Genomic DNA, 26,820 nt, shown 5'->3' with positions numbered 1-26,820 from the left:
GGGGGTCTGGGCGGACCGCAGGCCGCTCTCATGGACCTCGTGCGGGACGCCACGGTGCGCATCCATCACCCGGGGCCCGGGTATGCCCATGACGGACAGGGAGGACACGGCGGACGGGGCGGAGACTTCCTGGGGAGCGGCTTCTTCGTCGCACCCAGCTGGATCCTCACGTGCGCGCACGTGGCGATGCGGGGGGAGGGGGGCATGGTGAACGTGTGGTTCAAGGGGGACCGCTACAGCTCGGAACTGAGCGAGGTACCGGGCGAAGTCGTCGTCGCGATGCCCGGCTCGCGGCCGCCCGGGGCCCCCGGCTGGCCCGCCCCCGACCTGGCTCTCATCAAGCTCCAGCGCCCCGTCAAGCACAGCTGTGTGTACGTCTCCGAGCGCTCGGAGGCCATGCTGCGCAGCCGTGAGATCCACTGCGTGGGCTGGGCCCCCTCGCAGGGCGGCGGACTGCTGAAGCGCAGCGGCGTCTGCGTGGTGAAGGGCGCCTACGGTGCGTCGGACGATGCCGAGCAGGTCGTCCGGCTCGATGGGGACTGGCTGGAGCCGGGCATGTCCGGCGGACCCGTCGTGGATCTCGTCCGGGGCGAGGTGGTCGGGGTGATCAAGTCGCGGCTCGACCACCACCAGGGCGGAACGGCCGTGGGGACCGAGCGGCTGCGCACCCTGCAGGTGCCGTCCGGACCGGTCGTGACCGAGGCCGACGACCTGTACCAGTCCGTCTTCCACGCCCACGACCGCTACCACGCGGACCGGCACAACAGCTCGGCCGGGACGGAGCGGACCTGGGCCGATGTGCAGAGCGAACTGCCGGCGCCGCCCGGCGGCATCCTCGGCCCCAAGCAGCGGGTGGAGCTGCTGGGGCGGCTCGCCGAACTCCCGCCCCCGGTCAGCACCCGCAGCCTGCTCGTCCTGCTGGACGCCCTGCCCGGCGTTCACTCCCGGGAGCACCGTCCCGCACCGCGCGGCTGGCGCGACGGGCTGGCGGCGCTCTACGACACGCGCGCCCGTGAGCGGGCGGCCCAGTTCGAGCTGGTCCTGCGCTACTGCATGGGTGTGCTCGCGGCCGACCGGACCGGCGGCGGGCTCTCCGCCGCGACCGCCGAGTCGCTGTGGGAGTGGGTGCGGCAGGTGGCGAAGGCCGAACTGCCCCGGGACGTGCGCCGCCAGTTCGACATGGAGTGGGCGGATGTCCACATGTACCTGGAGGAGAGCCGTCAGCCGGGTCGTCCGCCGACCGGGCCCCTCGCCTCCATGGAACGGGAGAGGGACTGCGTCGTCCTGGAAGTGGAACGGCAGCTCTGGGCCCCTGGGCAGTTCGACTGGCGGATCGCCGTCGCCCGGCACACCGGAGAGATGTCGCGCATCCAGGACGGCCAGGGGGGCCCGCTCGAGTCGCTGCCGGGCCAGCTGTCCGCCGCGCTGACCGAGGCCTTCCGGGAGTGCGACGAGCCGGGCAGCCCCGCCGTGCTCCAGGTCGTGGTCGCCCTCGGTCTGTTCGGCCTGGAGGTCGACCGCTGGGAGCTCCCCTGCGACGGCCGTCCGCTCGGAGCCGTACGCCCCGTGGTGCTGCGCAGTTCGGAACACGGCCCCACGGACGAGCGGCTGACGCGCTGGGACGCCACGCCGGACGCCGCTCTGCGGGCCGAAGTCGTCGACTGCGAGAACGAGTTACGGGTACGGGTGCCGGAGACCGCGAAGCTGAGCAGGCTCGCCCGCGAAACGGTTCCGGTGCTCTGCCGTTACGGCAACCGCCCGGACCCCGGGATCAGGGCGGGCGTGGGGCGGGTGCTCGACGCCGGCTTCGGGGTTGCGCTGTTCCAGCGGATGCCCACGGAGGACGACACCGTCTGCAGGGACTTCCACCGGCGCGTGACCGAGGGCGTCTCGGATGCCCGGGTGCGTGACCGGCTGCCGCGATGGGTCCATGAGCTGCGGCGCGGGGTCAGCACGTCTTCCCTGGAGACGTACTGGTCCGACGGAATGGCCCTGTACTACGACAACCCGCACCGGCCCCTGCCTCGCTCCGAGTTCCTGGAGGCGCCGTGACGGGACGCCTCGGGCCGACCCCGCAGGGCCGCGCCCGCCGGCCTCTTTCGAGGGGTGCGCAGGGTCGATACGGTGAGGCACGCCCGACGGCCGCTCCCTGGCGAATGAAGGACGACGAGGAACGCTATGAGTGAACCCAGCGAGTGGCTCATCTACCGAGGGATCGGCGAACCTCACGACGGAGTACCGCAGTTGCCGCCTCCTCCGCCCTGGCGGGACTTCGCCGGCGGCCGGTCCGCGCCGGTGGGCGGAGACGATTCGGCCGACCGTCGGCTCGGCATCCCCGGACGCATAGCCGAGGAGCACCGGCCGGGCGCCGAGGAGCTCGAAATGATCAACGCCGCGCTGTACCTGCGGCGTCCGCTGCTGGTCACCGGGGACCCCGGCGCGGGAAAGAGCACCCTGGCCCACTCCGTCGCCCGTGAACTGGAGTTGGGCAAGGTGCTGCGCTGGCCCATCGTCAGCCGCTCCACCCTGCTGGACGGGCTCTACCACTACGACGCGATCGCCCGGCTGCAGGATGTGCAGATCGCCTCGCACGCCTCCGCGTCCTCGGACGCCGGCGCCGAGTCCGCGCAGAATGTGGGGAGCTACATCCGGCTCGGCCCGCTGGGCACCGCGCTGCTGCCCTCGGACCGGCCGCGGGTGCTGCTCATCGACGAGCTCGACAAGAGCGACATCGATCTGCCCAACGACCTCCTCAACGTGCTGGAGGAGGGCGAGTTCGCGATCCCCGAACTGGAACGGATCGCCGACCGGCTGCCCGACGGCGAGGCGGACGTGCTCGACCACGACGGCAACAAGGTGCGGATCAAGGGCGGCCGGGTGCAGTGCCGGGCGTTCCCGTTCGTGGTGCTCACCAGCAACGGGGAGCGGGACTTCCCCGCCCCCCTGATGCGCCGCTGCATCCATCTGGAACTCGAACGCCCCGACCACAAGCGGCTGGCCGCGTTCGTGAAGGCGCACCTGGGTGAGGAGGCGGCCCGTTCCAGCGAGGACCTCATCGCCTACTTCCTGGACCGCTCCCGCAGTGAACTCCTCGCCACGGACCAGCTGTTGAACGCCATCTATCTCACCCACGCCGCCGCCCCGGCCGGACGCGACCGACTGGCCGAACTGCTCATCCAGCGACTCGACCGGCCGAGGTGAAGGTCTGATGCCGGGGGTGGACGGGTCGCCGGGCGCGCCCGGAGCGGGCGGGCCGCCCGAGGCGCCCGCGGGAGCCGGGCCACGTGACGCCCCGGGGGCGGCCGATGCCACGAAGGCGCGGGACGACGGGCTGCTGCCGACGCTGGTAGCCAGGCTGCGCGAGGCCGGGCTGGATCCCGACGTCGAGCAGCTCCGCGACGCGCTCTGGCTGGCCCGGTGGACCCGCACCGACGACGCGTCCGAGGACGCCCCCGCCGAGGCCGGGCCGGAGTCCTCGCCCGCGCCGGCCCCCCGGGGGACCGCCGCCGAGGGCCCCGCGGGTCCGGCCACGGCCCGTGGCGGTCGCGCCCGGGAGTCCGGCGGGGGAGAACGGACGCCCGAGGCGCCGCAGCCGGCGGACGACCGGCAGATCTCCCTGTACCCCGTCCCGCGTTCCGGGCGGAACGGCGGCGGTGGGGAAGAGGACGAGAGCGCCTCCCCGGCCGGCCGGGGAGGCGGCGGGAACGCCCGTGCCAGGCCGGTCGCCCTCGGGGTGCCGGCCGCGCCCGTTCTCCCCGCCCCGCTCGAACTCGCCCGCGCCCTGCGCCCGTTACAGCGCTACCATCCGGTCTCCACCCCGCTGCGCCGTGTCCTGGACGAGACGGCCACGGCGGAACGCAGCGCCCGGGCGGGCGGCATGATCATGCCGGTCTTCCGAGGGGTCCGACGGGCCGACGCCATCCTGCAGTGCGTCATGGACGCCTCCTCCTCGATGCTGGTGTGGGACCGGATGTTCGGGGAACTCCAGCAGATCTTCGGCCAGCTGGGTGCCTTCCGGGACGTCCAGGTGCGCTATCTGCACCAGGGTCCGGACGGCGGTTGCGCGGTCAGTCGCAGCTCCGACCCGGCCGCGGCCCCCCTGCACTCCGCGGACCGGCTCAGCGACCCGACCGGACGCCGGGTCACCGTGCTGATCAGCGACTGCGCCGGCCCGCTCTGGCACAGCGGGCGCGCCCACCGCCTGCTGTACCAACTGGCCCGCCAGGCCCCGGTCGCCGTGCTTCAGCCCCTGCCGCAGCGCATGTGGAACCGCACCAGGCTGCCTGTCACCTTCGGTTCGCTGTCACGGGGTGACGGTCCCGCCGGAGCCACCCTGCTGAAGGTCGTCGAGGAGGGCGGAGCGGGTCCCGCGGTGCATCCCGGAGCCCTCGCCGTCCCCGTGCTTCCGCCGGTGCCGGACGCGCTGTCGGCCTGGGCCAGGCTGCTTTCCGGCACCGGTGCGGCACAGATCTCCGGAGCGGTCGGCTGGGTGCGGGGCGACCACGCCGCGGCCGCCGCCCAGCGCTCCGGGAGCACGCTCTCCTCCCTGCAACTGGTCAGCCGCTTCCGCTCGGTGGCCTCCCCGGCCGCCGGGCAACTGGCCGTCTACCTCGCGGCGGCCCCGCTCCACCTGCCGGTGATGCAGCTCGTGCAGCGCACGATGCTGCCGCACTCGGGCCCGTCCGAACTCGCCGAGGTGCTCCTGAGCGGGCTGCTCTCACGCGTCGAGGGCGGCGCAGGACGCGGACAGTGGTACGCGTTCGAGCCCGGCGTCCAGGAGGCGTTGCTCGGCCCCCTGAGCCGGGACGAGGCCCTGCTCGTACTCAAGCACTGTTCGGAGTACATCGAGCAGCGGTTCGGCAAGGGCGGCCCCAACTTCCCGGCCCTCGCCTTCGCCCAGCTCGGCGACGGAGCGTCACACGCGGGCCCGTACCCGGCCGCGTACGGCACGGCGCACCTCGGGGCCGGGAGCGCGGCCGCCGAGGAATCCGAGGACGGCGAGGAGAACGGAGGGACCGCCGGGCGCGCCCCCCACGCCTTCGCCGAAGTCGCAGCCCGCGTCCTGGAGCGGTTCATGCCCTTGCCCCCCGTCTCCGAAGAGGCGTCCGCCGGCGCCTCGGCGCCCGACTCCCGTCCGACGGTGGAGCGGGCCCGGGCGCTCGTGCGGTACTTCGAGGGGGACCAGATGGTGCAGCGCCTGATCGACGCCGTCCAGCTGCTGCGGGGAGCCGCCGAGAACAGCCCGTACCCGGGAGCCGACCCCGAACTCTGGGCGCAGTACGCGCGCTGCGTCCTGCGGCTGTGGGAGGTGCAGGGCGGCGCCGAACTGCTTCGCGAGGCCGAGCACGCCGCCGAGCAGGCCGCCGCCCATCCGGGCGGGGCCCGCGAACGGGCCGTACTCGCCGAGGTGCTGCACGCGGCCGCCGACGACCGCCGGCGGCACGGCGACCGGCGTGGCGCCCTGGAGTTGCTGCGGCGCGCCGACCGCGAGTACACCGCGGCCTGCGCGGCCCCCGGCCTGGAACCCGCGGAGGCGTTGCAGCTGACCCTGGAGCGCGTGCGGGCGCTGGAGGCCCAGTGGCGGCTCGACGGGGACACCGCCCTGCTGCAGAGTGCCTGCGGCATGCTGGAGGCCTTCGCGGACGCCTGGCCGGATCAGGAGAACCGGCCGGCCACCCTGCCGCTCCAGCACGGCCGCACCCTGCTGAAGCTGGCCGGTGCCACCGAGGACGACGAACAGTCCAGGGCGTACGCGGCGCAGGCGGCGCGCTCGCTGCGCACGGCCTTCACCCAGGGCGGCCGGGACACCACGAGCACCGGGATCCGCGTCGTGCTGGACCTTGTGGACGCCCTGCTGGCCTCCGGCGCGGAACCGGACGAGGCCGCGGCCCTGACCGGCCAGGCGCTGGAGACCGTCCGGGAGCAGCGGCAGCGCGCGCAGCTGCAGACCCGGGCCGGACGGGTGCGGGTGGCCCGCTACGAGCACACCGGCGACCCGGACGAGCTCGTCGCCGCGGCCGAGTGGTTCGCCCGGGCGGCACGGGGCACCCCCCGCGACTCCCGGGCCCACACCGACGTGCTCGCGGAGTGGGGCGCCACGCTGCTGCGCCGTGCCGGACTGCCCGACGGCGCCGCGCACATCGGTGCGGCCGTGCGGGTGCTGCGGGACTGCCGTACCGAGACGCCGGACGCGGCCGCGCACCAGTCCGAACGGCTGCTGATGCTGGGCCGGGCTCTGATGCTCCGGCACCGTGCCACCACCGACCGGGTCGACCTCCGGGAAGCCGAATACCTCTTCGGGCTGGCGGCGCAGGAGGCGGCGGACCCGCTGACCGCGGCGCGCTGCTGGCTGGAGCTGGGCAGGGCGCACCTGGAGGCTGCCGAGGCCCTGGGCAGACCGGCCCGGCGCGACGAGGCCGCGGAGGACTTCCGCTCGGCCGCAGAGTCCGCCGGAGAGGCCGAAGCGGAGCTGAATACTCCACAACAGCGCCAGGCTGCTGTGGAGTTGGGTGCTACAGCCAACCACTGGCGGGGTATGACGTATGAGGAGGCGGGGCGTCCCCGGGCCGCGCGCGCGGCCTACCGGGCCGCCCTTCAGGAGTGGCGCAAACTGCCCGACGGCGGTGGCGCGGCGGGCGAGTCGACCGCGGCGCGGCTGGCCGGGCTGGAGCGCTGAGCGCTCGGCCAGGAGTGTTCGGCACCCCGGCGGGACGGCGGGCCGGACCGGAGACGGCCCGGAGGGCCGGCCTCCACCGGTGTGGGACGGCAGGACCGGGCGGACCGCCGGGACAGCGGAACCAGACAGGCAGGAAGAGCAGGTCACGAACGTGGGACCGGCGGCGTGCGCTCAACGGCGAGCGCGGGCACGGCGGCCCGGGGCCGCACTACGGGGAGGCGTGATGAACGAGTCGACACGGAACGACCGGGCCGGTGGGCGGGGAGAGGCCGTCGGCGGCCCGCAGGACGTCGCCGGCGCACTGCCGGACCTGCTGGCACTCGATCTGGAGACGCTGCGGACCCTGGACCACCCGGTCCTGGCCGAGGTGGTCACGGATCTGCGCGCCCGGGCCGAGCAGCCGCGGGAAATGCTCTGGGGGTTCCAGAGCGCCTTCTGAGCCCGTGCCCTCGACGCCGCACCGAGGCAACGGCGCATCGGATCCGGCACCGCCCGCCCGGCTCCGGCCGGGGGTGCGATCGGTCAGGACATCATCGACCGGGGCGGACCCTCCCTCGCCGCGCGCCCGGGCCTCTCGCCCCCCGGGCGGCGCCGGGAGGCGCTCCGGCATACGGACAGCACGGGGGTGCCGGAGTGGTGCGTCGGACGACGAAGCGGGACGACGCGGAAGGCGGGCCGCGGCCAGGAGCGCACCGGGCCGTGGACCGTGACGCAGGCACGCCGTCGCCCGTGCCGTTCGGGCAGTTCATCGTGAAGGTGCACGGCCGCTGCAACCTGGCCTGCCGCTACTGCTACCTGTACCAGGGGCCCGACCGGACCTGGCGCGGCAGACCGGCGGCCGCGGCGCCCGCCGTCCTGGAGCGCGCCGCGGACCGCATGGCCGAGCACGCGGCCGGCCACCGGCTCCGGCACGTCGCTCTCGTCCTCCACGGCGGCGAACCCCTGCTCGCCGGCCCGGACCGGCTGGGCGCACTCGCCGACCGGGTCCGGGAGAAGGTCCCCGACGGCTGCACCGTCCACACCACCGTGCAGACCAACGCGACGCTGCTCACCCATGCCGCCGTGGGCACGCTGGCCCGTCACGGCATACGCGTCGGGATCAGCCTGGACGGCGGCCTCGCCGCCCACAACACCCAGCGCGTCGACCACGCGGGCCGCGCCTCCTGGCCCGCCGCCGCACGCGGCGCCCGGCTCCTCGCCGACCACCACCCCGAGGCGTACGCGGGCATCCTCACGGTCGTGGACCCGCGCACCGACCCCCTGGAGATGTACGAGTCGCTGCTCGCCCTGCGCCCGCCCGCCCTGGACCTGCTGCTGCCGCACGGCAACTGGACCCGCCCCCCGCCCGGTCTCCCGGACCTGACGGGGACGCGACCGGGCCCCGGGTCGGGCCGCCCCACACCGTACGGCGACTGGCTGTGCACCGTCTTCGACCGGTGGTGGCCGGCCTCCCGCCGGGAAACCCGGATCCGGCTCTTCGAGGAGTGCATCGCCCTGCTCCTCGGCCTGCCCGGCGCCACGGAGTCGCTCGGACTCGACCCGCTCAACGCGGTCGTGGTCGAGACCGACGGATCGATCGAGCAGGTCGACTCCCTCAAGTCCGCCTACGACACCGCGGCCGCCACCGGACTCGACGTCTTCCACCACACCTTCGACGACGCACTGCGCCACCCCGGCGTCGCCGCCCGCCAGGCGGGAGCCGGCGCGCTGGCCGCCGCCTGCCGTGGCTGTCCGCTGCTGCACGTCTGCGGCGGCGGGCACTACGCCCACCGCTACCGCGCAGAGAACGGCTTCATCAACCCCTCCGTCTACTGCGCCGACCTCGAACGGCTGGTCCGTCATGTGGCGGCCCGGCTCGCCGAAGCAACCGCAGGAGACCCCCCATGAGTTCCGTCATCCCCGACCGCGCCCTGCGCGAACTCGGCCGTACCGAGGGCGGGGCCGACACCCTCGGCCTGCTCGTACGCGATCAGGACACCCGTCGCCTCGTCCTCCTCAGGGCCGTGCTCGACGCGGCGGCCGCCGCGGCGGGCACGGCCGGCTGCCCGCCCCGGCTGCTCGACCGGCTGCACGCGGACTGGGCGCTGCTCGAAGCGGCCGAACGCGCCGACCGGGCCGCCGTGCGCACCGTGCTGTTCCACCCCCTGACGGGGCCCTGGGTGCAACGGCTGCTGAGCGGCCTCACTCCGGTGACCACCACAGGCCCCGGGCTCACCGCGGACCTCGCCCACCTGACCGCGCTCGCCACGGCGGCCGCGATCCGGTCGGGGGTGCCCTGCACCGCGCGGCTGGCCCCCCGCGGGGGCCTCGTCTCCCTGCCCACGCTGGGCGCGGTCCGGACGGACTCCGGACCCGTCGAACTCGACCACGCCGAAGGGGAGGTGGTGATCCGGCCGGCCAACGGGCCGCCCCTGGTGGCCCGGACCCAGCCGGACTCCACCGTGACCTCGGCCGACCCCCGCTGGCTGCCCGTGCTCGCGCTCCCCGCCCTCCTGCCGGGAACCGCCAACGTCCCGCTGGACGACCTCGATCCCTACGGCACCGAAGGGGGCGGACACCCGCGCCACGGGCTGAGCGCGGTCGTGCGCATGGACGACCACGAACGCAAGGCGTGGGCCGAGTGCTGGTCCGGGGTGGAGCCCCTGCTCCGCGCCGGCGGCGAGCACCGCCTCACCGAAGCGGCCGTGCTCCTTCGCTGCGTGGTGCCGCTCGGACACCCGCCCGGCTCCGGGGCCGACGGTGGCGTGGCGCACTGCAGCGGCACCCGGCGGGAAGCGTTCGGCGCGGTCCTCAGCAGCAGGCCGGCCACCCCGGTGTACTTCGCCTCGACCCTCGTCCACGAACTCCAGCACACCAAACTGGCGGCGCTCGCCGCCCTCGTGCCGCTGCACCACGAGGACGCCGCGCCACGGCACTTCGCCCCCTGGCGCTCCGACCCCCGGCCCTTCGACGGCCTCCTGCAGGGCGCCTACTCGCACCTCGCCCTGGCCGACTACTGGCAGCGCTACGCCCTCGGCGCGCAGCGCGTCACCCCGCGCGACACGGCCTGGGCCGAGCACGCCCGCTGCCGGGAACAGGTCGGAGCGGTGCTGCCCGCGCTGGCCGGTTCGGCGCGGCTCACCCGCGAAGGGCGGGTGCTGGTCAACGAGATGATCACGCTCTACCACCGTATGGACGATTGTCCGCCTCCCCCGGGTCATCTGGCCCGCGCGCAGGCGTATGTGAGCACCGTGAAGGTGATATGGCAGCAGAGGAACGGCTCGCGAAGGCAGTGAGCGGCCACCGTGATACCGGCCGGAGCGACCATGCCCCGGTGTATGTTGAAAAGGCTCGTATCGAGGCAGGGAGACGGTTGAATGCCCGGAACGGCTAGGCAAGTTGGAGTAACCGGGGCGAGTGCCGTCACCATCAGTTTCGCCGGTTACAACCGCGCCTGGGCGGCGTGGATCGCCGACCGTCTGGAGCGCCGCGGTGTGACGGTCTACCAGCAGCGGTGGGACCCGCCGGTGGAGATCCCGCTGGAGGAGTCCCTGCGGGATCTGACGCTTTCGCGCGGCACCGTCCTGGTGATCCTCAGCGACTGGTACTTCCAGCTCGGCCCCCGCAGCCATGACGAATGGAACAGGGCGCTGCGCGCGGAGGTGGCCCCGGATCCCGACCGGTTCGCCGCGGTCTGCGTCACCACGTCGGCGTTGCCCGGAGCCACCTCGGTCTTCGGCGCGGCGGACCTGACCAACGTCGGCGCCGAGGAGGCGGAGCGGCGGCTCCTCGCCCGGCTGGGGCTGGCCGCGGACCCCCTGCCCGAGGCGGCCGAGACCCGGCCCGGCCCGCGCTACCCGGCCGACACCCCGCAGGTGTGGGGAGGAGTGCCGCGGCGCAACATCCGGTTCACGGGGCGTGAGGCGCTGCTCAGCCAGGCGTACAGCGCCCTCCAGGACTCCGGCCGGGGCGCGGGTGTCGTGACCCTGCACGGCATGTCCGGCGTCGGCAAGACGCAGTTGGCCGCCGAGTACGTCTACCGCTTCGGTTCCGAGTACGACGTGGTCTGGTGGGTGCCCGCCGACCGGCGTGCGCTCTACCGCCAGAAACTCGCGGAACTCGCCCCGGAACTGGGGCTGTCCACCGGCGCCGAGTACGGCGAACGGCTGCGTGCGGTGCGCGACTCGCTGCGCCGGGGCGACCCGCACGCCCACTGGCTGCTGATCCTGGACGGGGCGGACGAGCCGGACCAGATCTGGGACCTGGTGCCGACCGGCCCGGGACACGTCCTCATCACCTCCCGCAACCCCGAGTGGAGCGAGCACAACAGCCACCTCGTCGAGGTGCCCGTCTACACCCGCGAGGAGTCGGTGGCCTTCATCCGCCGCCGGGCCTCCCGCCTGACCCTGCCCGAGGCCGACCAGTTGGCCGACGCGCTCGAAGACCTTCCTCTGCTGCTCGACCAGACGGCCGGCTGGCTGAACGACTCCGACATGTCGGTCGAGGAATACATCGAACTCCTCGAGGGCGGGATCGACCAGGACGTCGTCAAGGTCTCCGCGGACTTCCCGCTCGCGTTTCAGACGGCCTGGTCGATACTGCTCAACAAACTCAAGGACACGGTCCCCGAGTCCGTCGACCTGCTGCGGCTGTGCAGCTTCTTCGCCCCCGGGTCCATCCCCGTCAGGCTGTTGAAGGACATGCCGCCCGGGGAGCTGCCGGAGCAGGTGTCCGGTCTGATGAACGATCCGCTCCTCTGGAACAAGGCGATCGGCCAGCTCCGCCAGTACTCCGTCGTCCGGCTGGAGTCCCACGAGGCGGTCGACGACGTGGCGTCGTCCGGCGAATCGCTGTACATGCACCGCATGGTCCACCAGATCGTCGGCCACGACATGACGGAACGGGACCGCCAGGAGTTCATCGGCGTCGTCCGCCGGGCGCTCGCGGCCGCGGACCCGGGCCGCCCCACCGAACCCAGTCACTGGCCCACGTACGCCGAGATCACGCCGCACCTGAAATGGGCGGACGTGCTCAAGAGCACCGACCCGGCGGTGCAGAACCTGGTGCTCAACTGCCTGCGCTACATGTACGTCTCCGGGGAGTACCGGGCCGGCATCAAGCTGGGCGAACGTGCCGTGAAGGCGTGGCGGGAGATCCTGGGCGAGAACCACCCCAGGATCTGGGACGTCAGCTACCACTACGCCAACCTGTTGAGGGCCGTCGGCGACTACGCCGGTACGGAGGCCATCGAGCGCGCGGCCGTGGACCACCTGCGCGAGGAGCGCGGCGCCCAGGACCTGGAGCACCTGCGCGCCGCCGCGGGTCTCGCCGCCGACCTGCGGGGACTCGGCCGTTACGACGAGGCCTGGGAGATGTCCGGCTGGGTGCTCTCCGGCTACCGTGAGCTGCTGGGAGACCAGGACGCGCGCACCCTCGCCGCGCAGAACAACCTGGCCGTCACCTTGCGGCTGCTGGGCCGGTACCAGGAGGCCCTGGACCTAGACGGGCGCACGCTGGATTCCCGGCGCACGCTCCTGCCGCGGCGCCACTCCTGGACCCTGGACTCCGAGACCCACTACTCCACGGACATGCGCCTGCTCGGCCACTACGACAGGGCGATGTCGCTCCAGAACCAGAGCGTCCAGGTGCACCGGACCGTCATGGGGCCGGACAACCCGCAGACCCTGCGGGCCGAGTTCAACCTCGCGCTGTGCCACTACCGTTCGGGCGAACGGACCCAGGCCGCCGCCCTGTTCACCCGCGTACTGGAACGGGCCGAACGCGTCCTCGGCGAGGCCGCACCGCTGACCATGATGTTCGCGGCGGGCCAGAGCTGCTTCGCCCGGGAGCACGCCAGCATCGACCAGGCCAGGGCCATAAGCGAGAAGGCCGTCGCCGCCTACGCCGACATGCTCGGCGAGGAGCACCCCTTCGCGGCGGGGACCCGGGGCAACCACGCCCTGATCCTGCGCAACGTGGGCGAGCGGGAGCACGCCCACGCGCTCGTGGAGGAGGCACTGGCCTCCATGACACGGGCCGTGGGCGAGAACCACCCCTGGACGCTGGGCTGCGCGATCAACGCTTCGGCGCTGCGCAACCTGGTGGGGGACACGGAGGCCGCCGCCGCGCTGACGGACTCGGTCGTCACCCGGGCCATCGAGATCCTCGGCCGCACCCATCCGCTGACGCTCTCCGCCCGGATCGCCCACGCCGCCGATCTGCGCGGCCTGCGGGAACGGCGGAAGGCCGAGAAAACCGAGGGCGAGGCGCTCGAAGACCTCGTGGCGACGCTCGGCCCGCAGCACGTCCACACGGTCTCGGCCCGCTCCCGCAACCGTCCGTACTGGGACTTCGAGCCCCTGGTCATCTGACGGCCAGCCCGGCCACCACGAGCCCGGCCGCCACGAGCCCGGCACACCGCACGGGAACGGAAGGGGGCCCGGCCCGCGAGCGAATCGCGGGCCGGGCCCCTTCCGTGCGTACAGCGACCGGTCAGGCCTCGAAGACCTCCGCGACCAGCTGTGCCTGCTCGGCCTGGTGGCGCTTGGCCGAGCCGACCGCCGGGGAGGAGCCGCGCGGCCGCGAGATGCGGCGCAGGCGCTCCCCGTGCGGGACGTCGGCGCCGACGGCCAGGTCCAGGTGGTCGATCAGGTTCAGGGCGATGAACGGCCAGGCGCCCTGGTTGGCCGGCTCCTCCTGGGCCCACAGGTACTTCTCGGCGTTCGGGTACTTGGCGATCTCGGCCTGGAGCTCCGCACCCGGCAGCGGGTACAGGCGCTCCACGCGGATGATCGCGGTCTCCGTGTCGCCGCGCTTCTGACGCTCGGCCTCCAGGTCGTAGTAGACCTTGCCGGCGCAGAAGACGACCTTGCGGACGGCGTTCGGGTCGACCGAGTCGTCCCCGATCACCGGGCGGAAGCCGCCGGTGGTGAACTCCTCCGCCTTCGACGCCGCCGCCTTGAGGCGGAGCATCGACTTCGGCGTGAAGACGATCAGCGGCTTGTGGTGCGGGTTGTGCACCTGCCACCGCAGAAGGTGGAAGTAGTTCGACGGGAGGGTCGGCATCGCGACCGTCATGTTGTCCTGCGCGCACATCTGGAGGAAGCGCTCCGGGCGGGCGGACGAGTGGTCCGGGCCCTGGCCCTCGTAGCCGTGCGGCAGCAGCAGCGTGACGCCGGACGTCTGGCCCCACTTCTGCTCGGCCGAGGAGATGAACTCGTCCACGACGGTCTGCGCGCCGTTGACGAAGTCACCGAACTGGGCCTCCCAGATGACCAGCGACTCCGGACGGGCCAGCGAGTAGCCGTACTCGAAGCCCATCGCCGCGTACTCGCTGAGCAGCGAGTCGTAGACGTTGTACCGGGCCTGGTCCTCGGCCAGGTAGAGCAGCGGGGTGTAGTCCTCGCCGGTCACCTGGTCGACCAGCACCGCGTGGCGCTGGCCGAACGTGCCGCGGCGGGTGTCCTGGCCGGCGAGCCGGACCGGGGTGCCCTCCATCAGCAGCGAACCGATGGCCAGGGTCTCGCCCATGCCCCAGTCGATCGTGCCGTCGTCCACGGAGGCCGCACGGCGCTGCATCTGCGGCATCAGGCGCGGGTGGACGGTGATGTGGTCCGGGATGTTGACCTGCGACTCGGCGATCCGCTTCACGACCTCCTGCGAGACCGCGGTGGTCACGGCGACCGGGAACGCGGCCTGGGGGTCCGAGATGTGCGGCTGAGCCGGGTGCGACGTGGCCTCGCGGACCTCCGCGAACACCTTCTCCAGCTGGCCCTGGAAGTCCTGGAGCGCCTGCTCCGCCTCTTCCAGCGTGATGTCGCCGCGACCGATGAGGGACTCGGTGTACAGCTTGCGCACCGAGCGCTTCTTGTCGATCAGGGTGTACATCTGCGGGTTGGTGAACTGCGGGTTGTCGCCCTCGTTGTGACCGCGGCGGCGGTAGCAGATGAGGTCGATCACGACGTCCTTGTTGAACGCCTGGCGGAACTCGAACGCCAGCCGCGCGACGCGGACGACGGCCTCGGGGTCGTCGCCGTTGACGTGGATGATCGGCGCCTCGATCATGCGCGCCACGTCCGTGGCGTACATCGAGGAGCGCGAGGACTCCGGGGCGGCGGTGAAGCCGACCTGGTTGTTGATCACCACGTGCACGGTGCCGCCGGTGCGGTAGCCGCGCAGCTGCGACATGTTGAGCGTCTCGGCGACGACGCCCTGGCCCGCGAAGGCCGCGTCGCCGTGGAGCGCGACGGGCAGGACGGTGAAGTCCGTGCCGCCCTTGTTGATGATGTCCTGCTTGGCGCGGGCGATGCCCTCCAGGACCGGGTCGACCGCCTCCAGGTGCGAGGGGTTGGCGGCCAGCGAGACCTTGATCTGCTCGCCGTCCAGACCGGTGAAGGTGCCCTCGGCGCCCAGGTGGTACTTGACGTCGCCGGAACCGTGCATCGACTTCGGGTCGAGGTTGCCCTCGAACTCCCGGAAGATCTGCGCGTACGACTTGCCGACGATGTTCGCCAGCACGTTCAGCCGGCCGCGGTGGGCCATGCCGATGACGACCTCGTCGAGGCGGGCCTCGGCGGCGGAGTCGATGACCGCGTCGAGCAGCGGGATGACGGACTCGCCGCCCTCCAGCGAGAACCGCTTCTGGCCGACGTACTTCGTCTGCAGGAAGGTCTCGAACGCCTCGGCGGCGTTCAGCCGGCGCAGGATGCGCAGCTGCTCCTCGCGCTCGGGCTTGGGGCGCGGACGCTCCACCCGGTCCTGGAGCCACTTGCGCTGCTTCGGGTCCTGGATGTGCATGAACTCGATGCCGGTGGTGCGGCAGTACGACTCACGCAGCACGCCGAGGATGTCGCGGAGCTTCATCATCGTCTTGCCGGCGAAACCGCCGACCGCGAACTCCCGCTCCAGGTCCCACAGGGTGAGGCCGTGCTCGGTGATGTCGAGGTCGGGGTGCTTGCGCTGGTGGTACTCCAGCGGGTCGGTGTCGGCCATGACGTGGCCGCGGACCCGGTAGGAGTGGATCAGCTCGAAGACCCGCGCGGCCTTGGTGACGTCGTCGTCGTGCGAGGCGTCGATGTCCTTGAGCCAGCGGACCGGCTCGTAGGGGATGCGCAGCGCCTTGAAGATCTCGTCGTAGAACTCGTTCTCGCCGAGCAGCAGCTGGGAGAGGACCCGCAGGAACTCGCCGGAGGCGGCGCCCTGGATGACCCGGTGGTCGTACGTCGAGGTCAGCGTCATGACCTTGGAGATGCCCAGCTTGTTCAGGGTGTCCTGCGACGTGCCCTGGAACTCCGCCGGGTAGTCCATCGCGCCGACGCCCATGATGAGGCCCTGTCCGGGCATCAGGCGGGGAACCGAGTGGACGGTGCCGATGCCGCCGGGGTTGGTCAGCGAGGCGGTGACGCCGGTGAAGTCGTCCATGCCGAGCTTGCCGTTGCGGGCCCGGCGGACGATGTCCTCGTAGGCCTGCCAGAACTCGAAGAAGTTGAGCGTCTCGGCCTTCTTGATGGCCGCGACGACCAGCTGGCGGTCGCCGTTCGGCTTCACCAGGTCGATGGCGAGGCCGAGGTTGACGTGCTCCGGCTTGACCAGGGTCGGCTTGCCGTCCTTCTCCGCGAAGGAGTAGTTCATCGCCGGCATGGCCTTGAGGGCCTGCACCATCGCGTACCCGATGAGGTGCGTGAAGGAGATCTTCCCGCCGCGGGCGCGCTTGAGGTGGTTGTTGATGACGATGCGGTTGTCGAAGAGCAGCTTCACCGGGACCGCGCGGACGGACGTGGCCGTCGGCAGCTCCAGCGAGGCGTTCATGTTCTTCGCGACAGCGGCCGACGGGCCGCGCAGCGTCACGTACTCCGGGCCGGACGGGGCCTCGGTGGCCGGGGCGGCCTTCGCGGCCGGAGCCGGTGCGGCCTTCACCGGAGCCGCCGGGGCGGCGGCAGGTGCGGGCGCGGCCGGAGCGGGGGCCGCGGGTGCGGCCGGAGCCTGAGCCGCGGGTGCGGCAGGCGCGGCGGTGGGGGCCGGTGCGGCGGCGGCCGGAGCCGCGGGCGCCGCAGCCCCCGCGGCTGCGGCGCCGGGAACGGGCTTGTCCGCCGTGCCGGACGTACCCGGCTTGTAGTCGGCGAAGAAGTCCCACCAGGCGCGATCGACCGAACTGGGATCCTGGAGGTACTGCTGGTAGATCTCGTCGACGAGCCACTCATTGGGGCCAAAAGCCGCAGCCGGGTTCGTACCCGGGCTGGCTTGGTCGGTCGAGATGCTCGAGTTACTGGGGGACTGAGACGACACGGCGGCAACCGCCCTCTTCCGCTTCACAAGGTGATGGACAGCGGAAATCAAGGCTACGCCTCCTCGGCCGTTCCATGCAGGCCGGGCCGGTCTTCGTCGTGCAAGTCACATCGAAAGTCGGGTTTCGGGGCAGGAAATGGCGGGAAACAAGCTTGGTTCCGCTTCACTCCGGGTACGCGAGACCGCAGTTACGGGCCCCTTGGACCGTACCCCTTGAACAGAACACGTAGAACGCGCCCTTCCGGTTCGAACCCTATGTCAACCTCGCGGCTGAGGGATCCCCGGAAGAGTGACGCGTATGCGGCATCCGCGCGCTGATTCGGCCACACCGATCCGGCCGCCGTGCAGATCCACCGCCCAGCGGGCGATCGCCAGGCCCAGGCCCGTACCGCCGTCGCTGCCCGGACCGTGCGGAGAGGACACGTCGCCCCGGTTGAAGCGCTCGAAGACCCGGTGCCGCTCGGACTCCGGGATGCCGGGGCCCTCGTCCACGACCTCCAGATGCAGCGACTCGGGCTGAGCGCCGCGCCGGGCGTGCACCGTGACGCGGCCGTGGGGCGGGCTGTGCTTCACCGCGTTGTCGATCAGGTTGGCCACCACCTGGTGCAGCCGCTCGGCGTCCGCGTGCGCGGTCAGCTCCGGCGGGGACACGTCCAGGTGCAGATGGACGTCCTTGCGGGAGTGGTTGCCGGAGCCCGAGGAGAGCCGGCGGTGCGCCGCCGCGAGGTTCGCCTCCTTCAGCACCCCCGACAGATAGGGCCACACCTCGAAACGGCGGGCCTTCAGCGTCACCACGCCGTTGTCCAGCCGTGACAGGTCCAGCAGCGTCTCCACCAGCCTGCCGAGGCGCTCCGTCTGTTTCAGCGCCGTGCGCATCGTCTCGGGATCGGCCGAGGACACCCCGTCCACGACGTTCTCCAGCACGGCTCTCAGCGCCGCGATGGGCGTCCGCAGCTCATGTGAGACATTCGCCACCAGCTCCTTGCGGTGCCGGTCCACGGCCGCCAGGTCGTCGGCCATCAGATTGATCGTCTGCGCCAGGTCGCCGAGCTCGTCGCGCCGGTCCGCGCCGCTCACCCGTCTGGTGTAGTCGCCGTGCGAGATCGACCGGGCCACGGCCCTCATCTCGTCCAGCGGCGCGGTCAGGCCGTGCGCCACGAACTGGGTGATCAGCAGGGTCGCGATGACCGAGAACACCGTGATGAACCGCAGCTCGGTGCGCGTGCGCATGGCCACCATGATCAGTCCGGTGGTGATGAACACCGAGACGACGACCAGCGTGCCCAGCTTGGCCTTGATGGAGAACGGCCGCAGCCCCGGTCCGGGCGCTGTCATGGCGCGGGTGTCTCCAGCGCGTAGCCGACGCCGTGCACGGTACGGATCCGCTCCGCGCCGATCTTCCGGCGCAGCGCCTTGATGTGGCTGTCGACGGTGCGGGTTCCCGAGGCGTCCGCCCAGTCCCACACCTCGGCCAGCAGCTGCTCCCGGGAGAGCACCGCGCGCGGGGTGTTGGCCAGGCAGACCAGCAGGTCGAACTCGGTCGGCGTCAGGTGTACATCATCCGCGCGGACCCGTACCCGGCGCTGCGCGTGGTCGATCTCGAGCTCGCCGAGGCGCAGTATCCCGCTCCGGGGCGTCACGGCGGCCAGCGCGGCCCGCTCCACCCGGCGCAGCAGGACGTGGACCCGGGCCGCCAGCTCGCGCATGGAGAACGGCTTGGTCATGTAGTCGTCGGCGCCGACGCCGAGGCCCACGAGCATGTCCGTCTCGTCGTCGCGGGCGGTCAGCATCAGGACCGGCACCGGCCGCTGGGCCTGCACGCGCCGGCAGACCTCCAGGCCGTCGAAACCGGGAAGCATGATGTCGAGCACCATCAGGTCCGGCTGCCAGGCCTCGGCCGCGTCCACGGCCGCGGGGCCGTCGAGCGCGGTCTGCACGAGGAAGCCCTCGGCCCGCAGCCGGGCGGAAATGGCATCGACGATCGTGGCGTCGTCCTCGACCACCAGCACGCGGCGCTGCGCGCCCGGGGTGGCCGCGACACCTGTGTGGGTGGTGTGTGTTTGTTCCATCGCCCCGCCCCTGCCCGTTCTCACGGAGGCCATTCCCCCGGACGTACGGTTTTCGCTCGTGAATTTCATGGGTGATCCCGCTAACGGTCAGCAGCGTAAAGGCACGGGACGGCTCCCGGCTACGCAGGGTGCAAGGCGGCGGCGGCGCGTCGGGGGAACAACGGAGGCGGAGTGTCGGGCTTGTGGCGCTTGGCCCCCGGGCGTCCCGGGGGCTCGGATACCCGGTGGGGGAATATCAGCTTGCTCGAATTGCGAGATGGACCACGTCGGGCACACCTCGGGCAACGCCTACTTCTTCGGTCCGTACCCCATGGAATCCGGCATTCCGCAGGGCTTGCTCGAATTCCGCGGACGGTTGTGCGGACCAGACCGCGAGAACGCCGCCCGGGGTGAGCCGCGCCCGGCAGTCGGCGAGGCCGGCGGGAGAGTAGAGAGTGCCGTTGTCCTCGGTCACGGTCCAGTCCGGCCCGTTGTCGATGTCCAGGCACAGGGCGTCGTAACGGTCCGTAGTCGTGCGGAGGTAGTCGACCAGGTCCGTGGTCAGGACCACGGTCCGCGGATCGGCGAGAGCCGCCCCCGAGATTCCCGCCAGCGGCCCCTTCCGGTGCCAGTCGACGATGGCCGGCTCCCGCTCGGCGACCGCGATCCGCCCCCACCTGGGCTCGGCGGCGGCCCGGGCGAGCGAGAACCCGACGCCGAGTCCGCCGATGAGCACGGCGGGCGCGGGCCGGCCGGCGGGCAGCGCGTCCAGCGCGGCGTCGATCAGCAGCCGCTCGGAGCGCCCGTCCGAGGTGTCCATCAGGAAGCACCCGTTGGCGATGATCTCGAAGTCGTCGCCCCGCCTGCGCAGGACGACCTCTCCGTACGGTCCCTCGCGGCGGTCCAGGGTGACGGGGGCGAGGGCATCGGGGCCGAAGGCGAGGGGCATGGCGCTGATCTCCGGTGGTGGCGGTCGGTGGTCCCGCCATCCTGGCCGGTCCGGCCGCGACCGGGCCAGCGGTTTGCGTGATCGCCGGCCGATCGGGGACGCTCAGGTGGCGTCGGGGCAGCGGTCGATCAGCCCTCTCCGGGCGGTGGCTTCGCAGCCCTCCCGGCGGCGGCCCATGCGCACGACGAGGGCCAGCGTGTCGTCGGCGTGGAGCACGACCGTGTGCATGTCCTGGGCGACGGCTCCCGGAATGGCCGCCGTGGGCGCCCGGGCGCGCCGGCGGGCCGAGGCGATCAGGCGTTCTTCGCCCTCGATCGGGTCGCGCCGGCTTTCGGTGAGGCCGTCGGTGTAGAGGACGAGGAGGTCGTCCGGGTCCATCGTGGCGCGCAGCACCCTGTCGCTGCCGGCCATCGGGAAGCCGATGCCGCGCCCCTGCACGCTGAGGTAGTCGGCGCGGCCGTCCGCGCGGACGAGGAGCGCCGGGGGGTGGCTGCCGTTGGCGAGCAGGAGTTCGCCCGTCGCCGGGTCGATCCGCGCCAGGAGCACGGTGGCCATCAGTCTGCGGTCGAAGGGCATGAGGAGTTCGTCGGTCCGCGCGATGATCGAGGACAGCGGGTGCCCCTCCAGCGCGAGGGTACGCACCGCGTGCGTCACGTTCAGCGCGCTGCGCGTGCTCGTGACCCCGTGCCCGAGGGCGTCCACGACCGTGATGTGAACCGTGCCGTCGGGCAGAAGGAACCAGTCGTAGAAGTCCCCGCCGGTGGGGGCGTGGGTACCGGCCGGTTCGTAGTGGACGGCGAGTTCGACGCCGTCCACGTCGATCGGGTGGGGGCGCAGGGCGTCCTCCAGCTCCTGCAGCATCTTCCCGTGGGCCCGGCGCACCGCCTCGTCGCGTTCCTCGAGCTGGACGTACAGGGCGAGGACGCCGCTGTTGGTCTCGGCCAGTTCGTGCTTGAGGCGTCGGTGCTCGGCGGCGAAGGAGTCCGCCCGGGCCAGTGCGGCCCGCAGTTCCTGTTCCAGCGCCTCGGCTTCCGTCGGCCGGGCGGCGCCCTGTTCCGGGCTGTCGGCCGGCTTCGGGACGTCCCGCGCGGGCGGGGCGGGCACGTACCAGGTGGCCGTGGTGTCACGGACGGACTGCGCGGGGAGGGGGAGTCCGGCCAGCAGCAGGGGGGCCGTGGAATGGGGGGAGGTGAGCGTGACGGAGAGCCGCGGCGTCTGGCCGTGGCCGCCCGGGAGATGGGCGGACGTCAGGCCGACGCGGCGCCGGGCCCGTAGTTCGTGCTCGGCGACGGTGCCGACCGAGAGCACCAGCCGCGCGCGGGTCTCCGCCGGCAGGCCGTGGGCGTCGGCCAGTCGGCGCAGGGCGCTGCGCAGGGCCGGCAGGGCGCGGAAGGTGTCAGGCAAAGGGGCCGCCCGGCGCCCGGGCGGCGAGGACGGTCGCGTCGTCGCGCGTGGAGCGATGGGTGTGCGCGACCGCTGCCGGGAGCAGGCTGGGGGGCAGTCTCAGCAGGAAGGGCGAGGGCGTGAGCGCCCAGCGCGGGTTGATGCCGTCCGAGTGGAGCACGGCGATGGCTCCTTGATCCGTGGGGAGAGTGTGGGTCTGGGGGGTGGGCATGTTCCATCCGACGACGCCGGGGCGGCCGGTCACCCAGGGGCGGATGCCCTGGTGGGTGACGACGGAGGCGCGGATGTTGCCGGCCCCGCAGTATTCGGCCCGGCCCTGGTGGAGGCGCATGATGCCGACGGCGGCGCCGCGTGTGTGGCGCAGGGAGCGGTGGACGGAGGTGAGCATGTCGGGCAGCGCGCGGTCCGGCGCCCGGCGGAAGACGCGCAGGGCGGCCTGTGCCGCCTCCGATGCCTCGGGGCCGTGCCCGAGACCGTCCACGACGAGCGCGGTACGGCTGCCGGCCGTGTCCGCCGACGCGCACGCGTCGCCGCAGAGCTGCTGGCCCTCGATCGGAAGACAGGCGGAGCCGGCGTCCAGCTGGGCCCGGTGCCGGTGGTCCGGCCCGGTGAGCCGCGCGCAGACGAGGGTGCCGATGCCCGGCTCCGTGCGGATGGTGACCTCCGTGGCGATGCGGCGGATGGCTCCCAGTCCGGCCCCCAGGGTGGCGGTGGTGCTGTACCCGTCGGTGAGCGCGCGCGCGAGGTCGTCGATGCCGGGTCCGCGGTCGACGGCGACGATCTCCATCCCTCCGCCCATCAGGAGCGGCTGGAGGTAGACCGCACCGCCGGTGGCGTGCTTGTCGACGTTTCCGGCGAGCTCCGAGGCCAGCACCGCCGCGCGGTCGGGCAGGGACCCGGTCAGACCGCACTGTTCCGCGAGGGTGCGGGCCGCTTCCGCGGCGACCTGCACGGCGCTGTGGTGGTCGATGCGGATCTGGACGGTCGCCCCGGTGACCGCCGGTGTCATGGATTCGTCCATCGGGTGGTGGTGATGGTGGTGCCCCGGCCCGGCGCCGAGACGACGGAGAAGTCGTCCATCAGGCGTCGCGCCCCGCCGAGCCCGTGACCGAGGCCGGCCCCCGTGGTGTACCCGTCCTTCATGGCTTCCTCGACGTCCTCGATGCCGGGGCCCTCGTCGCTGATGACGAGCCGCAGCCCCCGTCCGCCCGGCCGCTCCGGGAAGCTGAGGGTGAGGGTGCCGCCGCCGCCGTGGATGTAGGCGTTGCGTACGAGTTCGCTGGCGGCCGTGACGACGCGCGTCTGGTCGACGATGCCGAATCCGAGGGCGAGGGTGGCGGCCCGTACGGCGTGGCGCGCCGCCAGCAGGTCCTCCTCCGTCCGCACCGGGTACGACTCGGTCTCCTCGCGCCGGGCTCCGGGGTCACGGGCCTTCGCGGGGGACGGGGTGGGCTCAACGGAGCGCAGCACGGGGCGCCCCCTCGGGGAGCCGCGGGCTGCGTTGCCAGCCGAGCAGGGCCATGCCCCGTTCCGCGTTGAGCGCGGTCTCCACCCCGCTCAGCTCGATCCCCAGTTCCACCAGGGTCATCGTCACCGGGGGGAGCATCCCGGCCACGATGACCCGGGCGCCGAGGAGCCTGGCCATGGTCGTCAGCTCCATGAGCGTGCGGGCTACGAAGGAGTCGATGATCTCCAGGCGGGAGACGTCGATGAGCACCCCCCGCGCTTCGTCCGCGGTGATCCGCCGGGTGAGTTCATCGGTGAAGGCCAGGGCCGACTTGTCGTCGAGTTCGTCGAGGAGTCCGGTGACCAGTACGTCGCCGAGCCGCAGAATGGGCACGCCCGCAAGGGGCCGCCCGGTCACCGGATCACCGCCGGTCCGGCGTGCGACGGCGTTTCCTCGGTCAGCTGGATCGCGGCCGACAGGGCGTCGGCGAGGGTGGCCCGGGTGAGGATCGAGGACAGGTCGATCCCCAGCTGGGCGATGGTCATCGCGATCGGAGGCCGGATCCCGCTGATGACGCAGTCCGCTCCCATCAGCCGCACCGCGCTGACCGTCTGCATCAGGTGCTGCGCCACCACGGTGTCGACGGTGGGGACCGCGGTGATGTCGATGATGGCCACCAGCGCCTCGTGGGCCTGGATCTCCTGGAGCAGGTTCTCCATGACGACCTGGGTGCGCGCGGTGTCCAGGGTGCCGATCAGCGGCACCGCGAGCACATGACGCCACAGGCGTACGACGGGCGTCGACAGCTCCAGCAGTTGCCGGCTCTGCCGCCCGATGATCTCCTCACGGCCCTCGACGTACGTGCTGAAGGACAGCACGCCGGCCGCGTCCAGCAGCCTGTTGATCATCAGGGCTACGGCCAGGAGCTCGCCGGTGTCGCTCACGGTGCCCTGCACGGACTCCAGCAGGGCCTGCTTGAGCGTCAGCACGGCGAGCGACGTGACGGTGGGAGAGGCGCCTCCCCGGGCCCGGCGCATGGAGAGTTCGGTGACCGCACGGTTGAGCTCGGGATGGGCCGACACCGCCCGCTCCACCGGAAGGGCGCCGGCCAGACTCGCCGAGAGGGCGGCCACCAGGGCGTCCGACTCCTCACGCAATTCGGTCTCGCCGATCCCGGTCCCCGTCTCGCTGCTCTCCAGCTGGAGCTGGACCCACCGGTCGGCGATCGTGTCGGCGTGCTCGTCCAGAGCCGTGCGCACTCGCTTACGTATGGTGGTCTCGCTGACGTTCACCAGATACCCCTCACTCGCGACGCCGGTCCGCCGCGGGGGCCGGTCCGGGGTCGCGATCTGTGCGGGAAGACGCGTGCCACCCACACGGCTAATATTTGCCGTCCGGCAAATATAGCGAGCGGCGCTGTATGCGCAAGTGCCGGCCGCCGCCGCCCCCCGGCCGCGGCGCAGGGGGCGACCCGTCCCGCCGGTCGCTCACCCGCGGGGGGAGTGGCGGACCGGCGCAGCCCCGCGGCGGCCCGCCCGGCCGCGACCGGAGGGCGCCGTCAGCCGCGCTTCGCGGCGGGGCGGCCGTGCCAGTCCAGACACAGCACCAGCGAGTCGTCGGCGGCCGGTCCGGAGCCGCGGTGCCCCAGCAGCTCCTGGAGCATCGCCCTGGGCACCTGCGAGGCGGGCAGCATGCGGGTGCTGCTGATCGATCCCGCGAGCGCGCGCAGGCTGTACCTCTCCCCGCCCGGCGACAGCGCGTCGTACACCCCGTCACTGATGAACAGCAGACGGTCCCCGGGCTCGACCTCGAAGCGCTGGGGGACGTACGCGGTGTCCTCGAACATCCCCAAGGGCATCTGCCCCTCCAGATCGATCGGCTCGACCACGCCCTTGCGCAGCCGCCAGATGCGCGGGGAACCGGCATCGATGATCTCCACGCCGCCGGTCGGGAGATGGAACCTGAGCAGCAGCGTCGACAGATACCGGCTCCCCCGGTGCTGCCCGAAGATGGCCTGATCGGCCAGATAGGCCTGATCGCCGAGGTCGAGACCGGCCCGGCGGGCATTGCGCAGGGCGTTGATCGCGAGGTTGGTCAGCAGCGCGGCTTCGATGCCTTCCCCCATGCCGTTGCTGACGGTCACGTACAGGTCGTCGGCCGAGGCCGACCAGTCGAAGCAGTCGCCGAAGATGGCGTACGCGGGCTCCAGCTGGGCGCCGAGGCTGTACTCGGGCCGGGCGCAGGAACGCCCGGGCAGCAGCTGCCACTGCATTTCGGCGGCCAGGGTCAGCCGCTCCGTCCGGCGTGCCTGAAGGAACAGATCGGTGTCCCGCTCGGCGACCACCAGCTCGTGCGCGAGCGCGTCGGCACAGTCCCTGAGCTCCTCCAGCACCTCTGGCGGCAGGCCGCCTTCCCCCACGGGCAGAGCGACGCTCAGGACCCCCAGCCGGTCCCCCCGGACGCTGACCGGCAGATAAGCCGTCACCATGGAACCGGGGCCGTCGTACACGCAGTGCGGTGCCTGGGCGCCGAACGCACGGCCGGGACCACTGTCGTGCACCGACACCGGTGTGCGGGTGTGCGGCAGTACGCCCACGGGCTGCAGCCTCGTCATGGCGTAGTCGGCCATCAACAGCTCCACCGTCCGAGCGCGGTGGCGGCGCTTCACCAGGGAGCTGATCACGTCGAAAATCTCGTGAGGCGCGGCCTCGCGCAGGGAGCGTTCGACCGCGCTGGGTCTGTCCACGGGTACCGGTCCTTCTTTCCTTCACATATCTTCATCTATGCGACTGCCCAGAACGACCAGCCGGAACGGGCGCGAACGCCCACTCGGGAGTTTCACATGCACAAGACCCTCACCGATCTCACACAGCATGCATCCCCTGTCGTGCCCGAGGTCAGCCAGGTCCTGGAACTCCTCGAACTGGCCTGGGAGCGCGGCCGCGCCGAGTTCGGCACCGCCCCCCTCTCCGCCGCTCAGACCCGTGTGCTGTACATCGTCGAACGCGAACCCGGCATCAATCTGGGCGCGCTGGGCCGCCACCTCTCCGCGGCCGCCCCCTCCGTCACCCGGCTCTGCGACCGCCTCCAGGCGGCCGGATTCCTCCGCCGGACCCCGCGTCCGCAGGACCGCCGCGAGATACAGCTGGAGCTCACCGAGGCCGGCATCGCGCATCTGCACGGCCTCCGCCACCGCAGGCAGGAGGCCCTGCGTCAGGCGATGAGCCGTATGACCCCCGAAGCCCAGCGCGCCCTCGCCACGGGACTCGGCGCCCTGTGCGACGCGGTCGACGACCACTCCTGGACCGAGGGCCGCCAAGCAACCGCCTGATCCCCTCCGGCCTCGCGTTTCCGCCGCTGCCACGACAGATTCCCTCCCTGTCCTGGTGGCGGTTTTCTGTCTCCCGGCGGGGTGGACGGAGGCCCGGGGGCGTGGCGGGGCAGGTGTGGAGGGAGGGGGTCGGGGCACAAGCCTCAGCACTGCAAAGCGGCATAATCGATAGACAGGTGGGTGAATACGCATGAACAGCACGCAGACCGCTGTCGCCTCCACACACTCTGTGTCGACCGTGGTGCGCGGTGCGGATCCGAGCAGCATCCGCCGGGCACGGGAGGCCGCCCGCGCCTTCGTCGTCAGCCTCGTCCCGGCCGTGGATCGCACCGCGGGGGACAGCCTCGTGCTGGTGGTCTCCGAGCTCGTCACCAACGCGCTGCGTCACGGCGGCGGTCGTTACGCCATGGCGCTCTCCGCCACCGACGACGTCGTCACCGTCGAGGTCAGCGACCCGAGCCCGGTACCGCCCCGCGAGCGCGCGCCCGATCTGAACGGGGGGAGCGGGGGCTTCGGCTGGCACATGGTCCGCCACCTCACCACCGGCCTGACCGTCATCCGTGGGCCGGACACGGGGAAGACCATCCGTGCCCAGGTCCCCCGAGCCCCCCGAAGCGCGCCCGGGACCGGGTGATCGCTCACAGCGAACACGAGCCGGGGAACATTCGGCAGCCGAGGAGCATTGAGTCTGCATAGCTCAAC

At 72.4% G+C, this 26,820-nt stretch carries 19 protein-coding genes; 9 read left to right on the top strand and 10 right to left on the bottom strand.

The window, feature by feature from the left end; genetic code table 11:
- Positions 1–30 precede the first annotated feature (30 nt).
- From E6R60_RS24655 to fxsT, 7 genes are all read left to right on the top strand, one after another.
- Complete coding sequence (locus tag E6R60_RS24655; RefSeq protein WP_136328813.1) at positions 31–2,052, top strand: trypsin-like peptidase domain-containing protein; 2,022 nt, start codon at positions 31–33, stop codon at positions 2,050–2,052.
- A 126-nt stretch (positions 2,053–2,178) separates the two neighbouring features.
- Positions 2,179–3,201: a MoxR family ATPase gene (locus E6R60_RS24650; RefSeq protein WP_136328812.1), complete on the top strand. Its 1,023-nt coding sequence runs from the start codon at positions 2,179–2,181 to the stop codon at positions 3,199–3,201.
- A 7-nt stretch (positions 3,202–3,208) separates the two neighbouring features.
- Positions 3,209–6,676, top strand: a complete 3,468-nt coding sequence (locus E6R60_RS24645) for an SAV_2336 N-terminal domain-related protein (RefSeq protein ID WP_240802665.1) — start codon at positions 3,209–3,211, stop codon at positions 6,674–6,676.
- A gap of 223 nt (positions 6,677–6,899) precedes the next feature.
- Positions 6,900–7,115 carry an FxSxx-COOH cyclophane-containing RiPP peptide gene (gene fxsA, locus E6R60_RS24640; RefSeq protein WP_136328811.1) on the top strand — a complete coding sequence of 72 codons (216 nt, stop codon included), beginning with the start codon at positions 6,900–6,902 and terminating at the stop codon, positions 7,113–7,115.
- Between the two features lie 260 nt (positions 7,116–7,375).
- Positions 7,376–8,563 carry an FxsB family cyclophane-forming radical SAM/SPASM peptide maturase gene (locus tag E6R60_RS24635; RefSeq protein ID WP_240802664.1) on the top strand — a complete coding sequence of 396 codons (1,188 nt, stop codon included), beginning with the start codon at positions 7,376–7,378 and terminating at the stop codon, positions 8,561–8,563.
- Positions 8,560–9,951 (top strand): HEXXH motif-containing putative peptide modification protein, encoded by a 1,392-nt coding sequence (locus tag E6R60_RS24630; RefSeq protein WP_136328810.1) that lies wholly within the window; start codon positions 8,560–8,562, stop codon positions 9,949–9,951. The genes E6R60_RS24635 and E6R60_RS24630 overlap by 4 nt, the downstream gene beginning before the upstream one ends.
- 81 nt (positions 9,952–10,032) lie before the next feature.
- On the top strand, positions 10,033–13,026 hold the full coding sequence (gene fxsT / locus E6R60_RS24625; protein ID WP_136328809.1) for an FxSxx-COOH system tetratricopeptide repeat protein: 2,994 nt from the start codon (positions 10,033–10,035) through the stop codon (positions 13,024–13,026).
- A gap of 121 nt (positions 13,027–13,147) precedes the next feature.
- Here the strand turns inward: fxsT and E6R60_RS24620 are convergent, their stop codons facing one another.
- From E6R60_RS24620 to E6R60_RS24570, 10 genes are all read right to left on the bottom strand, one after another.
- Positions 13,148–16,939: a multifunctional oxoglutarate decarboxylase/oxoglutarate dehydrogenase thiamine pyrophosphate-binding subunit/dihydrolipoyllysine-residue succinyltransferase subunit gene (locus E6R60_RS24620; protein ID WP_136328808.1), complete on the bottom strand. Its 3,792-nt coding sequence runs from the start codon at positions 16,937–16,939 to the stop codon at positions 13,148–13,150.
- A gap of 258 nt (positions 16,940–17,197) precedes the next feature.
- Positions 17,198–18,274, bottom strand: coding sequence for a HAMP domain-containing sensor histidine kinase (locus E6R60_RS24610; RefSeq protein ID WP_136328806.1), 1,077 nt, complete (start codon positions 18,272–18,274; stop codon positions 17,198–17,200).
- Positions 18,271–19,008, bottom strand: a complete 738-nt coding sequence (locus E6R60_RS24605) for a response regulator transcription factor (protein WP_024491908.1) — start codon at positions 19,006–19,008, stop codon at positions 18,271–18,273. The genes E6R60_RS24610 and E6R60_RS24605 overlap by 4 nt, the downstream gene beginning before the upstream one ends.
- A 235-nt stretch (positions 19,009–19,243) precedes the next feature.
- Entirely contained in the window at positions 19,244–19,936 is a 693-nt protein-coding gene (locus tag E6R60_RS24600) for a spermidine synthase (RefSeq protein ID WP_136328805.1), read from the bottom strand.
- Positions 19,937–20,038: 102 nt separating this feature from the next.
- A complete protein-coding gene (locus E6R60_RS24595) occupies positions 20,039–21,340 on the bottom strand; it encodes a PP2C family protein-serine/threonine phosphatase (RefSeq protein WP_136328804.1) in 1,302 nt (433 codons plus the stop codon).
- Positions 21,333–22,361 carry a SpoIIE family protein phosphatase gene (locus tag E6R60_RS24590; RefSeq protein WP_240802663.1) on the bottom strand — a complete coding sequence of 343 codons (1,029 nt, stop codon included), beginning with the start codon at positions 22,359–22,361 and terminating at the stop codon, positions 21,333–21,335. Before E6R60_RS24590 ends, E6R60_RS24595 begins: the two co-directional genes overlap by 8 nt.
- Positions 22,346–22,810: an ATP-binding protein gene (locus tag E6R60_RS24585; protein ID WP_206309503.1), complete on the bottom strand. Its 465-nt coding sequence runs from the start codon at positions 22,808–22,810 to the stop codon at positions 22,346–22,348. Before E6R60_RS24585 ends, E6R60_RS24590 begins: the two co-directional genes overlap by 16 nt.
- Positions 22,794–23,180 (bottom strand): STAS domain-containing protein, encoded by a 387-nt coding sequence (locus E6R60_RS24580; protein ID WP_240802662.1) that lies wholly within the window; start codon positions 23,178–23,180, stop codon positions 22,794–22,796. The genes E6R60_RS24585 and E6R60_RS24580 overlap by 17 nt, the downstream gene beginning before the upstream one ends.
- 20 nt (positions 23,181–23,200) lie before the next feature.
- The gene (locus E6R60_RS24575; RefSeq protein ID WP_136328835.1) at positions 23,201–24,079 is read right to left on the bottom strand and encodes an STAS domain-containing protein; all 879 of its coding nucleotides are present in this window, start codon (positions 24,077–24,079) and stop codon (positions 23,201–23,203) included.
- Between the two features lie 266 nt (positions 24,080–24,345).
- Entirely contained in the window at positions 24,346–25,533 is a 1,188-nt protein-coding gene (locus E6R60_RS24570; RefSeq protein ID WP_136328802.1) for a PP2C family protein-serine/threonine phosphatase, read from the bottom strand.
- A 96-nt stretch (positions 25,534–25,629) separates the two neighbouring features.
- On the opposite strand from E6R60_RS24570, the gene E6R60_RS24565 reads away from it, so the two are divergent.
- Entirely contained in the window at positions 25,630–26,118 is a 489-nt protein-coding gene (locus E6R60_RS24565) for a MarR family transcriptional regulator (RefSeq protein ID WP_136328801.1), read from the top strand.
- Positions 26,119–26,308: 190 nt separating this feature from the next.
- A complete protein-coding gene (locus E6R60_RS24560) occupies positions 26,309–26,752 on the top strand; it encodes an ATP-binding protein (protein ID WP_136328800.1) in 444 nt (147 codons plus the stop codon).
- Positions 26,753–26,820: the final 68 nt, after the last annotated feature.

It is taken from the genome of Streptomyces sp. A0642 (assembly GCF_004795105.1).
Classification (GTDB): Bacteria; Actinomycetota; Actinomycetes; order Streptomycetales; family Streptomycetaceae; genus Streptomyces.
Note: the sequence above shows the minus strand (reverse complement) of the source record. Positions and strands in the feature narration are given on the sequence as shown.